This is a genomic window from Fulvivirga ulvae (genome assembly GCF_021389975.1).
GTDB classification, from domain to species: domain Bacteria; phylum Bacteroidota; class Bacteroidia; order Cytophagales; family Cyclobacteriaceae; genus Fulvivirga; species Fulvivirga ulvae.
Genome location: NZ_CP089981.1, coordinates 2,529,486 through 2,543,991 on the forward strand (window position 1 = coordinate 2,529,486; position 14,506 = coordinate 2,543,991).

General features: G+C 41.1%; 14 protein-coding genes. 10 read left to right on the plus strand and 4 right to left on the minus strand.

What is annotated here, in order from left to right:
- Positions 1-4: 4 nt before the first annotated feature.
- The 4 genes from atpA (at position 5) to LVD17_RS10520 (ending at position 4,099) form a co-directional block, all read left to right on the plus strand.
- The gene (gene atpA / locus LVD17_RS10505; RefSeq protein ID WP_233766606.1) at positions 5-1,585 is read left to right on the plus strand and encodes a F0F1 ATP synthase subunit alpha; all 1,581 of its coding nucleotides are present in this window, start codon (positions 5-7) and stop codon (positions 1,583-1,585) included.
- Positions 1,586-1,651: 66 nt separating this feature from the next.
- A complete protein-coding gene (gene atpG / locus LVD17_RS10510) occupies positions 1,652-2,530 on the plus strand; it encodes an ATP synthase F1 subunit gamma (RefSeq protein WP_233766607.1) in 879 nt (292 codons plus the stop codon).
- Between the two features lie 80 nt (positions 2,531-2,610).
- A complete protein-coding gene (locus tag LVD17_RS10515; protein ID WP_233766609.1) occupies positions 2,611-3,423 on the plus strand; it encodes a hypothetical protein in 813 nt (270 codons plus the stop codon).
- Positions 3,424-3,442: 19 nt separating this feature from the next.
- A complete protein-coding gene (locus tag LVD17_RS10520; protein WP_233766611.1) occupies positions 3,443-4,099 on the plus strand; it encodes a class I SAM-dependent methyltransferase in 657 nt (218 codons plus the stop codon).
- Here the strand turns inward: LVD17_RS10520 and LVD17_RS10525 are convergent.
- The 3 genes from LVD17_RS10525 to LVD17_RS10535 are packed head-to-tail and all read right to left on the minus strand — an operon-like array spanning position 4,068 to position 6,844.
- A complete protein-coding gene (locus tag LVD17_RS10525) occupies positions 4,068-4,730 on the minus strand; it encodes a DNA alkylation repair protein (RefSeq protein ID WP_233766613.1) in 663 nt (220 codons plus the stop codon). The genes LVD17_RS10520 and LVD17_RS10525 overlap by 32 nt on opposite strands.
- Entirely contained in the window at positions 4,727-5,584 is an 858-nt protein-coding gene (locus tag LVD17_RS10530) for a YdeI/OmpD-associated family protein (RefSeq protein ID WP_233766615.1), read from the minus strand. The genes LVD17_RS10525 and LVD17_RS10530 overlap by 4 nt, the downstream gene beginning before the upstream one ends.
- A 51-nt stretch (positions 5,585-5,635) precedes the next feature.
- Positions 5,636-6,844: a bifunctional alpha/beta hydrolase/OsmC family protein gene (locus LVD17_RS10535; RefSeq protein ID WP_233766617.1), complete on the minus strand. Its 1,209-nt coding sequence runs from the start codon at positions 6,842-6,844 to the stop codon at positions 5,636-5,638.
- A 161-nt stretch (positions 6,845-7,005) separates the two neighbouring features.
- Here LVD17_RS10535 and LVD17_RS10540 point away from each other — a divergent pair, with 161 nt between their 5' ends.
- Genes LVD17_RS10540 through hemH form a run of 4 tightly spaced genes read left to right on the plus strand, consistent with a single transcriptional unit; the run spans position 7,006 to position 12,476 of the window.
- Positions 7,006-9,645 carry a PAS domain S-box protein gene (locus LVD17_RS10540; protein ID WP_233766619.1) on the plus strand — a complete coding sequence of 880 codons (2,640 nt, stop codon included), beginning with the start codon at positions 7,006-7,008 and terminating at the stop codon, positions 9,643-9,645.
- Between the two features lie 20 nt (positions 9,646-9,665).
- Entirely contained in the window at positions 9,666-10,832 is a 1,167-nt protein-coding gene (locus LVD17_RS10545; RefSeq protein ID WP_233767948.1) for a hypothetical protein, read from the plus strand.
- Positions 10,833-10,884: 52 nt separating this feature from the next.
- Entirely contained in the window at positions 10,885-11,406 is a 522-nt protein-coding gene (locus LVD17_RS10550) for a YqaA family protein (protein WP_233766620.1), read from the plus strand.
- Positions 11,407-11,456: 50 nt separating this feature from the next.
- A complete protein-coding gene (gene hemH, locus LVD17_RS10555; RefSeq protein ID WP_233766621.1) occupies positions 11,457-12,476 on the plus strand; it encodes a ferrochelatase in 1,020 nt (339 codons plus the stop codon).
- Positions 12,477-12,588: 112 nt separating this feature from the next.
- On the opposite strand, the gene LVD17_RS10560 is transcribed toward hemH, so the two are convergent.
- Positions 12,589-12,987 (minus strand): helix-turn-helix domain-containing protein, encoded by a 399-nt coding sequence (locus LVD17_RS10560; protein WP_233766622.1) that lies wholly within the window; start codon positions 12,985-12,987, stop codon positions 12,589-12,591.
- 590 nt (positions 12,988-13,577) lie between these two features.
- On the opposite strand from LVD17_RS10560, the gene LVD17_RS10565 reads away from it, so the two are divergent.
- A complete protein-coding gene (locus LVD17_RS10565; RefSeq protein WP_233766624.1) occupies positions 13,578-13,838 on the plus strand; it encodes an HTH domain-containing protein in 261 nt (86 codons plus the stop codon).
- Between the two features lie 184 nt (positions 13,839-14,022).
- A complete protein-coding gene (locus LVD17_RS10570) occupies positions 14,023-14,502 on the plus strand; it encodes a nucleoside deaminase (RefSeq protein WP_233766626.1) in 480 nt (159 codons plus the stop codon).
- The last annotated feature ends 4 nt before the right edge of the window (positions 14,503-14,506 follow it).

Genomic DNA, 14,506 nt, shown 5'->3' on the forward strand with positions numbered 1-14,506 from the left:
AAAGATGGCTAACGTAAGACCAGACGAAGTTTCAGCGATATTAAGAGAGCAACTTTCCGGTGCTAAAACCGAAGCCGAGCTCGAAGAAGTAGGTACGGTACTAGAAGTAGGTGACGGTGTTGCCCGTATCTATGGTTTGTCAAAGGCACAATCAGGAGAACTTCTGGAGTTTGAAAACGGCTTGAGAGCATTGGTACTAAACCTTGAAGAGGATAATGTGGGTGCCGTACTCTTGGGAGATTATAAAGATATTAAAGAAGGGGACACTGTTAAAAGGACCGGAAGAATCGCATCTATCAAGGTTGGTGATGGTATGGTAGGCCGGGTGGTTGATACACTGGGTAACCCTATCGACGGTAAAGGGCCGATTGAAGGCGAGACATTTGAGATGCCCTTGGAGAGAAAGGCTCCCGGAGTAATCTACAGGCAGCCGGTAAACGAACCTTTGCAGACGGGTATCAAAGCTATTGACTCAATGATTCCGATCGGAAGAGGTCAAAGAGAGTTGATCATTGGTGACCGTCAAACAGGTAAGACCGCTGTAGCGATAGATACCATTATTAACCAAAAAGAGTTTTATGAGAGAGGTGAGCCTGTATTCTGTATCTACGTTGCTGTAGGTCAGAAGGCTTCAACCGTGGCGGGCGTTGTTTCTGCATTAGAAAAAGCTGGTGCTATGGATTATAGTGTTGTGGTTTCTGCTTCTGCTGCTGATCCCGCTCCTATGCAATTCTTTGCTCCATTTACAGGTGCTGCTATAGGTGAGTTCTTCAGAGATACTGGTAGGCCTGCACTTGTAATTTATGATGACTTGTCAAAGCAGGCTGTTGCATATCGTGAGGTTTCGCTTCTTCTAAGAAGACCTCCTGGACGTGAGGCCTATCCTGGAGATGTATTCTATCTTCACTCAAGATTATTGGAAAGAGCTGCTAAAATCAGCCAAAATGACGGCATTGCACAGGCTATGAACGATCTGCCTGAATCTCTTAAAGGTAAAGTAAAAGGAGGAGGTTCACTAACAGCCCTTCCCATCATTGAAACTCAGGCTGGTGATGTTTCAGCTTATATCCCGACAAACGTAATTTCCATTACTGATGGTCAGATATTCCTTGAAACAAATCTTTTCAACTCAGGTATCAGACCTGCTATTAACGTGGGTATTTCTGTATCCAGAGTAGGTGGTAATGCTCAGATTAAGTCTATGAAAAAGGTGGCAGGTACTTTAAAGCTTGACCAGGCACAGTTTCGTGAACTTGAAGCATTTGCTAAATTCGGATCTGATCTTGATGCGGCTACTAAGCTTACAATCGAGAGAGGAAGAAGAAACCTTGAGATTCTTAAACAAGCTCAGTATTCGCCGGTATCTGTAGAAGAGCAGGTGGCTATCATTTATGTATCAACTAAGGGTATGATTGATGATGTGCCTGTAGATAAAGTAAGAGAATTTGAGCGTAACTTCCTGGATATGCTTCGAAATAAGCATAAGGATGTACTTGACTCGCTTAGAGCAGGAAAGCTTGAAGACAGCTCTACCGATACTTTGGCTAATGTGGCTAAAGACCTTGCAAAAGAATACTCTCACTAATAAAATATACAAGATCGTCAGGTCAGCATAAACTGATCTGACGGTGTTAAAACTTGATTCGACAAAATGGCGAATTTAAAAGAGGTAAAAGGAAGAATTCAGTCTGTTACATCCACTCAGCAGATCACAAAAGCCATGAAAATGGTGGCTGCGGCAAAGTTGAGAAGGGCTCAGGATAATATTACCCAGATGCGGCCTTACGCTGAAAAGCTGAATGCCATGCTTCAAAATCTATCTTCTCAGGGAGGTGATAATGAAGAAAGCCAGTTTTCTGAGGTGAGAGCCATTGAAAGAGTGCTTATCCTGGTGGTAACATCTGACAAAGGATTATGTGGTGCTTTTAACAGTAATATATTTAAAGCTGTTAACAGACATATTAAAGAGAATTATCAGTCTCAGTTTGATAAAGGTAATGTTACTATACTGGCTATCGGAAAAAAGGCCCGTGATTACTTCGTTAAACGAGATTATAATGTAATTACGGATTACTGGGATATGTTTTCTCCGGTATCTTTCGAAAAGAGTGTAGAGGCTTCGGAATATGCTATGGAGCGCTTTGTGGAAGGCAAGTACGACAGGGTAGATCTGGTATATAACGAATTTAAAAACGTTGCCACTCAAATCATGAGGGTAGAGCAATATTTACCTGTGCTCCCTCCGGAAAAGAGTGAAGATGATAAGTTTCAGGTAGATTATATATATCAGCCCTCAAGAGATGAGATAGTGAAGGACCTGATTCCTAAATCGTTGAAGGTCCAGGTTTATAAAGCAATCCTTGACAGTAACGCTGCTGAGCATGGAGCAAGGATGACGGCTATGGATCAGGCAACAGATAATGCCGGGGAGCTTTTAAAGGAGTTGAGACTTACGTATAACAGAACACGTCAGGCGGCTATTACCAAGGAGATCCTTGAGATTGTAGCAGGTGCAGAGGCGCTCGGTTAATATGGATTCATTATAGATTTTATAAGTGCGGAGCGGATCATTTTTTGATTCGCTCTTTTCATTTTACCATCTTACAAAAATTGTACAGGTACATTAACATCCTCAGTCTTGACGTAGTTGCAGGGGCCTGTATCTGCTCGATGTTCCTCGCCGACTTTTTTGAAACGGATCTACATTGGGCAACAACATTACTTCTTGGGATATGCGTCTGGTTGATTTATACCTTTGACCATCTGAATGACGCCCGAAATATTCCTCATATGGCCAGTACTGAAAGACACCGCTTTCATCAAAAGAACTTTAAATGGCTGACTGTTATCTGCATTTTGATGCTGTTGGCCGCGGCTTTCTTGGTGTTTACAATACCCGGAGAAACTGTAATGTGGGGCGTTGCCTTGTCATGTTTCGTACTGGGCTATTTCTTGATGCTATATTTACTAAGACTTAAGTCGTCTTATCATAAAGAAATTACCATTGCTATCCTTTACTCTGTCGGGATTTTACTCCCGGCATTAAGTATCGCGCAAGGTTTCGATGTGCGGGACGTATCCATCGTGTTCGTTCAATTTGTCATGCTGGCATTTACAAACCTTCTTACTTTTGCAGTTTATGAAATTGATTCGGATGAACGAGACTTTTCCCCTTCTCTGGTGCGGATACTAGGTGTTGATCACTCCCATGGCCTGCTTAAAGTTGTTGTTACTTTCCAGATTGTGTTAAGTTTGATCCTTTTAAACGTAAGCCGTTTTTTTGAGCTTGAAATGATTTTATTGCCCATGATTACTTTAATGGGCAGTGTAGTGTTTTTTAGGAGGTTTTATATCAGGGTCTCTTTATATCGGCTGGTGGGAGATGCGGTTTTCTGTATGCCACTTTTCGCTATACTGATATAGCTAAGGATGTTTATTTGCGATGGCCAATTTTAATTCTGTAGCATTCGTTTATGATACGCTCGCAAGAGTTGTTTTTGGTAAGTCAATACAAAAGGCTCAAACCAGTTTATTATACTCGATTACGAAGGAAAGTAAAGTATTAATATTAGGAGGAGGAACGGGCTTTATTCTTCAGGAATTGGATAAGCTCAGGCTATCATTAAAGATTACCTATGTCGAGCCATCATCAGCTATGATGAAACGGGCTAAGAAGAAGTTACCCTTCAGAACCATCGTTGTTGATTTTGTTCAGGACACTCACGAAGCTGTTTCGAATGATGGTGATTTTGATGTGGTGATTACAAACTTTTTTCTGGATGTGTTTCCGGCAGACCGGCTTAGTGAGGTGGTGCAGGAGGTGTCCTTGCTTATCGGCAAAAACGGTGTGTGGTTGTTAACGGATTTTGTGAGAACAGATATGTGGTGGCAGAAGGTGCTAATTAAACTAATGTATCTGTTTTTTAGGGTAACGGCCGGACTGGAGGGGAATCAATTACTTAATTTTGAAGATTACTTGCATGAGAAGGGCTATAAGTCTGTAAAGCACAAGTATTTTTATAATGGTATGATAAGAAGTGATATATACAAAAAGCCGGGATGTCTGGCTACAGGTGCTTACTTCCCTCCCTCACACTAAGATTAGCCAGCCGGTTGTTTTGGATAAATGCTCTGACCCATTCAGGATTGGTCTTGGAGTATTCTCGTAAGGCCCAGCCAATAGCTTTTTGAATAAAGAATTCACGGGAACTGGTATGGCTTAAGATAGTTTCGGCCAACAAGGCTGTATCTGTATCCCTTTTGTACTTCAATTGAAATAGTATGGCGGATCTGTTAAGCCAAAAGTCCTCAGTATGTTGCCATTTGGGAATAAAAGAGCTGATGTTTTCAGGGTAAAGTTTAAAATATTTACCAGCAAGGTTGGCAGCAGTAAGGTCCACGGTGTCCCACCATTGCTTATGGGTAAGCATATATTCCAGAGTTGTAATGTGATCTTCACTCACTTTTTTTGCCAATTTTTCACATATATCCATAGCTGTTAATTGCAGTTCCCTCTCAGGTAATGTCCATAGCTCTACAACCATCTGATGTAATTCTGAGATGGATGGAAGTCCGTGACTTTTCAAGAAATGTCGTGCGAGGTTTCTGCGTAGCGGTGTCTGAATCCCAAAGAACTCGAAGTTTCCTCGTAGATATTTCTTCATGGCAAAGGCCTTTGATTTGTCAGCATGCGGCTTAAAATACTCTCTTAACTCACGGGCATATGTCATTTCAGGAATGGATTTTTGATACCATTATTAAGTCTATGTAGTGTTTCCGCAAGTCTTTTGTCCTTGGTTTCCTGGCGTTTTGCTGAGGATATCCACTGTGCATATTCCTTTCTGTTAGTATGCGATAAACTATTATAAAATACTTTGGCTTCCGGGTTGTGAGACAGGAGTTTTTCTAACTCTTCTGGCAGGTCTATTTTACGTTCGGTTCGGTCTTCTTCTACTGTTACCAACACTTTATCGCCTGTACTTTTATTTATTGCCTTTCTTATTTCTTTTTTAATGATAAGTATGGGGCCACTACCCATATTGGCGATTGAGCCCTGGTAGGGGTGTCCGTCAAATGTAGCTTTTACTTTAACCTGTCCTTTCGTGCCAAAAATTTCTTCAGTATCAAATGGTATTTGTACCCACGCACCGCCGGAGTTATCAGGTGCTCCCTGTATTGCTGCTTCAAAAGTTTGTGTTTTTGCCTGTGGGCTTGCCTTTACTTTTTCGGCAGGCTTAAATCTCAGGGCTGACCAGGTATCATTGATGCTTATCTGCGATACAGGGCGGTACCCTATAGTAGTAAATACATCCCAACCCTTGTCTCTGCTAATATCTGTTTTTATAGAGGAGCTCTTTTTAGGGTAGGCTACCCAGAAAGTCGAATTATAATCACTTGCCGCCAGAGAGGGAGGTATTCTGAATGCCAGATCCTCCTGCTTGCGTACGAAGACAATTATAAACTCATACCCGCTTGCTGTAACTTGACTATCGTGAGGAATGTCAATAATTACCTCATCAGGAAGATCAAATATTAGTGCTTTTGCGTTTTGCTGGTATTTAAGTTTTTTTATTAGTTCAGACATTAGACAAGAAAAGTTTTTTATTTTAAAAATATAATTGAGTACCAGTCTTTATCACACGAGTACAGATTTTACCTGCACACCGACATGTAAGGTCTTATGCACAGGACATTTATCTGCGATCTCAAGCAATCTTTCCTTTTGCTCATCTGTAAGATCGCCACTAAGTTCAATTTCCCTTGTAATCAGGTCGAGCTTTGCCTCATCGTTGTCGCAATTATCACAATCCTGTTTATGGATTTTGCTGTGCTGAAGGTGAACGTGTACCTTTTCCAATGGCCATTTTTTGCGATCGGCATACATACGCAAGGTCATTCCTGTACAGGCACCCAGAGCGGACACCAGCAGGTCATATGGAGTCGGGCCAAGGTTATTGCCACCAACGGAGGTAGGCTCATCTGCTATAAGAGGATGGCCACCTGCCTGAATTTGGGTTATATAGCCATCATCCCCCGTTTGACATATCACTTGCTTATCCGTAGATAAAGGTTCGTCAACGGCCATGTCGATATATCTCGTGGCCCAGGTAGCAATTACATTTCCGGTGTAGATAGAATCCTCCTTGCTGGATATCAAATGGTCGGCGCCGTCAAGTGTAATGAAGCTTTTCGGGTGACGGGCTCTTTCATATATTTTCTGCGCGTTATCGATACTTACCACAGTGTCTTGCGGTGAGTGCATAATCAGTAAAGCTTTTTTTAGTTTACCTATGCTATTTTTCAGGTCTGCTTCCTGTAGGTCATACAAGAGCTGGTCTTTTATTCTGAAATCCCTACCGCCAATAGAAACAGTGGCTTCACCTTTTGATTTTATTTCTTCCAGGCTTTCCTTAAATAGTTTTTTTACGTGTGGTGGGTCAGCTGGTGCCCCTATGGTAATAACTGCTTTTACGCTGGCAATGGAAGAAGCTGATGCCAGTACAGCCGCTCCCCCCAATGAATGACCAATGAGTATTCCGGGTACTGCATGGTTGGAGGACAAATATTCTGATGCAGCTACCAAATCGCTAACATTTGATGAAAAATTAGTTTCGGAAAATTCGCCCTCGCTCTCACCCAATCCAGTGAAATCAAACCTTAAAACGGCAATTTTATTTGAAGTGAGCGCTCTGCTTATGTTTATAACAGCAGAAAGATTTTTTGAGCAGGTAAAACAATGGGCAAAAATTGCGTATGCTGCTGGTTTTCCGCTCACTGGCAGCTCTAGGCGAGCGGAAAGCTGCTGTCCTTTTGCGTTTTTGAAAGATACTTTTTTGGAGTTCATATCAGCGATGTGATTTTAACCTGAATTTACAAAATATGGTTGCGTTGAGATGTCTTAACGCGTACAAATTCTCCTTAGATATGCAATTTTATTACAAGCATATGGAATCTACTCGGGAAAACGTTAACTTGCGGAGTTGACCAGTTGTCTTTACAATGATTATGAATGAATTAAGTACGGATCGCTTCATATTGAATGATTTCATAGAGGAGAATGCGGAAGCGATCTTTATATTCGATAGCAACTTTAGTGTGGTGGCTTGGAATAGAAGGTGTTATGAGTTGTTTGGTATCAAAAGAGAAATAGCTGTTAGTAAAGAGCTGGGCCATGTTGCCCCTGTCTTTAGTGATCAGTATTTTAAGATGCTGGCCCTAAAGGCGATGGCTGCCAAACCATCAGTAGCCAAAAAAAGCTACACCATTTCGGGTAATGTATCTTCAACCTATGTGGTGCCGAGTTTCTCACCGGTCAGGCTTTCTGAGTGGGAAGGTAACGGTTGTATGGTTATACTCAGGGAAACAGAGCTTACAGAGCGACCAAGTAAGTTTCGTCCGCTGATTGCGGAATCCCCGATTGCAACTGCTATTTACAGGCCTGATGGTACGCCAAAGTATTTCAATAAAGCTTATAGTAACCTTTGGGGGGCGACCAAAGGTATGAGCGATGTTGTAATTAAATACTACAATATTTTTGAAGATGAACAACTTGAAGAGCTCGGCCTCACAGTCTTCATTCAAAAGGCCTTTTTAGGAGAGGCTACGGAAATACCACCTATTGCTTATAATCCCTATGATACTGCTTCTATACGCCGTCTTGGCTTAAGGCAACGAAAGTACGTGAAGGGTCATGTTTTTCCTATAAAGGATGAGTTTGGAGAAGTTGAGGAAGTTGTGATGGTGCTTTCGGATATAACTTTTCAGAAGCAGGCCGAAGAAATATTGACCGATACACATCTTAAATTTCAAATGCTTACTCTCGGGCTTCCCGGAGTAATCTATGAATATGAAGAGCAGGCTGACGGTGGTTCCAGGTTTAAATATATTAGTCAGGGGTGTAATGAGATGTTCGGCTTTTCTCCTGAGGAGATCATGAAAGATGCAAGTCTGCTAAATAAATTAGTCCATCCGCAGGATCTGGACGATTTTTTAATGACATCCGGAGATTCCAACAGGCAGAACAGGGAGTGGCAGTGGGAAGGCCGTGTGCTCGTGGACGGTAAAGAAAAGTGGATTGAAGGTAAATCAAGCCCAACCAGGCAAAAAGATGGTAGTATTATCCGCTATGGATTACTTTTGGATGTTACGGATAAAAAGGAAGTAGAAAAAAGATATAAGCTTTCCGAAGAGCGATTGCAACTGGCCCTTCGCGGCGCTGAACTGGGCCTTTGGGAATGGGACCTGAAAGATAAAAAAACTATTTTTAACAAAGCATGGGCAGCCAAATACGGATATGACCATCATGAGTTAGAGCTTCAGTTTGATGATTGGGGAAAACTTATCCACCCTGAAGACCTGCCTTGTGTCAAGGAGAAATTGACAGGGCACCTTAAAGGAGAAACTGAATATTTTGAAGCAGAATACCGTTTCAAAACCAAAAGTGGAAGCTATAGGTGGATATTGGACAAAGGAAGGGCAGTGCAGAGAGATGAAAAAGGAAGAGTCACCAAGGCTTCCGGAACCTACCTAGATATCAATGAGAAGAAAAATGCTCAACTGCTGATCCAGCGCAATGAGCAACTGTTTACTCAATTATTTGAAAACTCTCCTTTAGGTATAGTATTGCTTGATGAAAAGCATAGGGTAATCCAGATGAATCAGGGGTTCAAGGATATGTTTGGCTACTCTATCAATGATATAATAGGTAATCAGCTTAACAACATTTTGGTACCAAAAGATCTTCATCAGGAGGCTATTGATATTAATTTACTTACTGTAAGTGGGAAAGTAGGAATGCTGGAGTCTCACCGGACTCATAAAAATGGCAGCCTCGTACCAGTGATAATCTATGGAGTGCCCGTAACACTGGACAATAAGACCATCGGAATTTATGGTATCTACGTAGACATAACAGCCAGGACAAAAGCCGAGAATGAGCTTCAGGTCAGGAATAACGAGCTGGATAATTTTGTTTACAAGGTTTCTCATGATCTTCGCGCTCCGTTATCTTCTATTCTGGGGCTGGTAAACCTTGCCCAGCACCAGGATAATGATGATGACCTTCTTCAATATATCGGGCTTATAGAAAACCGTGTCAAGCAATTGGATCTCTTTATCAATGATGTATTGAGTCACTCCAAAAACCTGAAGTTGGCTATTATGGTGGACCCTATCAACTTTAAACAGATAATTGATAATTGCTTTACGGACCTCAGTTATCTGCCGAATGCCCATAAGGTTGATATAAAAACCAGAGTTTCTTCCAGACCCTTTTATAGTGACAGATGGCGGATAAATGAAATATTCAGAAACCTTATCTCCAATGCCATAAAATATCTAAATCCGGATATTGACAATCCTTATGTGGCAATTGATATTAACATCACTGATAAGTCGGCAAATATCAAATTTAGGGATAACGGAATAGGCATTGAGAAGAATACCTTGCCAAAGGTGTTTGAGATGTTTTATCGTGCTACTGAGTACTCGGAAGGTTCCGGTATCGGGCTCTATATAGTGAAAAATGCCATAGAAAAACTTGGTGGTAAAATAAGGGTTGAAAGCAAGCCCAAGCAAGGTACGTTTTTTGATATCACGATTCCAAACAGCAAAGAAGCATGGTTAGAACGCGAAAATGAGAAATAATCTCTTATTATTGCGAAATGATGAAGATTGTTGAGGTAAACTCTAAACTGTTAGCTAAAAAATTTATCCAATTCCCTGTAAAGCTTTATAAAAACGAGCCCAAGTGGATAAGGCCGTTGGATAAGGATATAGATAGTGTATTTGATCCGGAAAAAAATAAAACCTTCAGGCATGGGGAATGCGTACGTTGGTTACTTGAAAACGATAAAGGTGAAATCATCGGCCGGATAGCCGCATTTGTCAATAGAAAGACAGTTGATAAAGGTAACGATCAGCCTACCGGAGGCATTGGTTTTTTTGAGTGTATCAACGACAAAGAGGCGGCATTTAAGCTTTTCGATCAGGGCAGATCATGGTTGGAAAGTAAAGGTATGGAAGCTATGGATGGTCCGGTTAATTTCGGCGAACGCGATAAATGGTGGGGTCTGCTGGTAGACGGTTATAATATAGAACCCAACTATTGCTGTAACTATAACCTGCCGTATTACAGGGAATTATTTGAAGCTTATGGATTTCAGGATTACTTTCAGCAGTATACCTTTGGCCGTAAGGTGAGAGCTCCTTTTTCTGCAAAACTTATGGAGAAAGCAGAAAAGGTGATGAAAGAACCCGGCTATACTTTCAGACATATGGAGCTGAGCAAAATCGACAAATATACGGAGGACTTCAGAACAGTATATAATAAAGCATGGGCCAGGCATAAGGGTGTAGCCGAACTATCTTCACTGATGGCTAAAAATCTGATTAAACAAATGAAGCCTATCATTGATGAGAAAATTATCTGGTATGGCTACTACAAAGATGAACCGGTAGCTTTTTATATTAACCTTCCCGAAGTAAACCAGATATTCAAGCACGTTAACGGGAAGCTTGATCTGCTGGGAAAACTTAAGTTTTTATATCATAAATGGACGAAAAGCTGTAATAAAATGCTCGGGCTTGTATTTGGTATTGTACCTGAGCATCAGGGTAAAGGTCTTGAAGGAGCATTGGTGATGGCCACCGCTCAAATGGTACAAAAGGACTATCAACGATACGATGATCTGGAAATGAACTGGATCGGAGATTTTAACCCAAAGATGATCCGGGTGGTGGAACAAGTAGGGGGCGATATCGTTAAAACCCATATAACCTATCGCAAACTGTTTGATGAAAGCAAACCCTTCAAAAGATGCCCGATTCAATAAAGCTTTTATGAGCCTGTTTAACTATAGATCCAGATTTTTCTTGAAGAATCTGATGAAGGGTCTTATTGCTCTCACCGTGATAGTTGTGGCCTACATCCTGCTTCAGAAATATACCGCCTTTGATGCCTTTATGGACTACATTGGGCGATGGCCCTTCATAGTTTATACCGTCTTTATTTTTTCTGAAGTAGTTTTTGGTATTATTCCTCCGGAGCTGTTCATGATCTGGTCGATAAAAAATGGTGCTTTTGATACCTACGTGCTTAATGTAGCTTTGCTTGCCCTTATTTCTTATTCCGCCGGTGTGTTGGGTTATTTTATTGGCTCCCGGCTGAAGGATCTGGGCCCGGTAAGAAACATTTTTCAGCGATATATTAAAAGATATCAAAATACCTTGAACAGGTATGGAGGGTTTCTTATTATCGTCGCAGCAGTTACGCCAGTTCCATTTTCTGCGATTTGTATGTTAATGGGTGCTACGCGTTACAACTTTTACCGATTCTTGTTAATCGCTTCTGTACGTTTCGTCAGGTTCGCGGCATATTCGACGGTTATTTATCAGGCTAATATTTAAGCAAGTCGCATTTTACCTTTACTTTTGCGACTCGTTTTTTACCACAGCCTATGAACTCAATTAATGGAAAAACAGGTGTTTTACTTATAAATCTTGGTACACCGGATAGCCCTTCTGTAGGAAATGTCAGGTCCTACCTTTCCCAGTTTTTGAATGACCCAAGAGTAATAGACATACCCTGGTTATTAAGAAAAATCTTGGTCAACCTGATTATTGTTCCTTTCAGGGCTCCCAAGTCAGCTAAGATATATAAGGATCTTTGGACAGACGAGGGATCGCCTTTGCTATATTATAGTGAAAAGGTGCGACACATGCTCGATGAGGAATTGGGAGATGACTATACCGTTCATCTGGCCATGAGGTACAAGAACCCGGGCATACCTTCGGTTTTAGAAGAAATGAGGAAACGTAACTATCAAAGAATTGTAGTGGTTACCATGTTTCCTCAATATGCCTCGGCCTCTACAGGGTCAGCTCTTGAGGCTGTTATGGATGAGATAAAGAAATGGTGGGTAATTCCCGATGTTAAGTTTATTAGCCAATACTATGATCATCCGCTATTTATAGAGGCTATACTTGACCGCGCCAGTAAATATAACCTTGATGAGTATGATCATATATTGTTTTCATACCATGGTTTGCCTGTGAGGCAGGTGGATAAGGTCTACAACAACGGAGTGTGTGAAGGGCATGAATGCGAGAGCAACATTACCGAAGAAAACCAGTATTGCTACAAGGCAACATGCTACGCCACTACGCGTATTTTAACGGAAAAACTAGGACTTGATGAAAGTAGGTACACTGTTTGCTTTCAGTCCCGTCTGGATAAGAACTGGCTAGAGCCATTTTCGGATAAAATAGTAGAACAAAAAGGCAAGGAAGGAGCTAAAAAGCTACTCGTTTTCTCTCCTGCATTTACCGCTGACTGTCTTGAAACTATCATTGAGATAGGAGACGAATATCAGGAAATATTTGAAGAGCATGGCGGAGAGAAGGTCCAATTGGTTGAAAGCCTAAACGACCACCCGCTATGGGTAGAATGTCTAAAAGACTTAATTCTTAATCGGTAACCCTTCTTTCCTGGTAATCCCTGCCTTACAACATTGCAGGCTATTAGTCCAATATATTTATAATAGGTGGATTAATGCCTGATTTAACAATGATGTTCAGATCGTTGTTCTGCTACTTCTTTTTATAATTTTCAATCATATCCTGTAAAATGGAGTTTGAAGCCTCCAATTTACCTTCAAGTTTATAATTTTCCTTTTTTAACCGATCAACCTCTTTTTCCAATTTTTCAACTTGTTCTGTAAGCAGGTCAATCTTGTCAAGGAGCTCATCGGTTTCCTGTATTTCAGCATCACTGTACAACTGCAAGATGCTGATATTTAGGAGTTTTGCAAGAGGAGGAAGCAGGTCAGCCGGGGGCATGGCTTTGCCGGTTTCCCAGGAATATAATGCCTGAGGCGAATATTTACTTCCTAACATGTCATTTAATTTGGTGATAAAGGTGGGGCGCTTTAGTCGTAATTCATTTCTATAGAAGGCGATTTTCTCTCCTATAATATTTTTATTCTTCACAATATAGAGTTACTTTGTGTTTTAAATTTGTTTAGACTAAATTTTCAATTTACATTACAAAATAATATTAAGCTTTTTCGATAGCGCAATTAATTTGCACTGTAAAAGTAAGTAAAATCAGCTATGTTTAACAGTAATATTTATGATCCGTGCCCGGAACCACTATCTCCTGCCCAATACAGGGTACTCATGAATTGCATTTTTCATACTCTCAAGCATATAGTTTTTTATTGTTCAGGGAAGGTTATGCCCAAGCTTACCCTGCAACAGTCTGCCCGCTTTAAAAGCTTTATTTTCATTCAACGGATGTTTATAACCCGATCAGGTCCAGTGTTCGGTTATCTGCAGAACACATAAATTAAGACGCTTGCCAAACTTTGTAATCATTAAATATCTATACCTATGCACAAACAAAAAAGAATATACCTTCATGCTCCTGACTCGACCAGCATTTATATGCAGAGAAAATATTTGCAGTGGCTAAACCCCCTGGAGTAGCTGAAACCTGACTTACACTCCCAGCAACCCCCGGGTTGCATACTTTCCGAGAATCGCCCCAAGATGTAAACAAGTTATTTAATAAACCAGCCATGAATTTTATTGAAAAAATAGAACGTCTTGATCTTCAGATACGTCAGGGTTCAACAGGTAATGCCGCAGAACTGGCGCAAAAACTGGGCATCTCCAAACGAAGTGTTTTTAACTATCTCAAATGGATGAAGGACCGCGGAGCGCCTATTACCTTTTCAAGGATAAGGAAAAGTTACATATATGATCAGGAGGTGGAGTTTGTAGCAACATTTGTCAGCAGTGCCTTACGCTATGAGGTACAGCACGAAGATAACGACTGAGACCTGCTTTCTCTTTCTTTTTACAATTGGCATGTGTCTGCCTCCCTGTAAAGTAGATAGTTGTATACTCCGCCAAAGGCCGTACTTGCTTTACCGCTATTACGTCGCAATAGATCTGAGCTTTAAAGTGGAGTAACATTCTAAATCTTTCACATACCTTTCATAAATTTCTTATTTTAGTATAATGGACGATGAGAAAAAAAATGAAATGATGCGTGAGGCCATTAGGCTTTCCATTGAGAATGTGGAAACAGGGAACGGCGGCCCGTTTGGAGCTGTTGTTGTAAAGGATGGCAAAATAATAGCCCGGGGATCAAATCAGGTAACATCCACCAATGATCCGACGGCACATGCAGAGGTGGTGGCCATTCGTAAGGCTTGCGAAGTCCTTGGCTCCTTTCAGTTGGAAGGGTGCGAAATATACACCAGTTGCGAGCCATGTCCGATGTGTCTGGGAGCTATCTATTGGGCACGCCCTGATAAGATATACTATGCCAACACAAAAAGCGACGCTGCTGATATCAATTTTGATGATCAGTTTATTTACGAAGAACTTGACAGACCTGTGTCAGAAAGGAAACTTTTTACAGAGCAGATGCTGAGAGATGAGGCCATTGTTGCATTTCAGAAATGGTCTGAGAGTTCGGGTAAAATAGAATACTAAACAA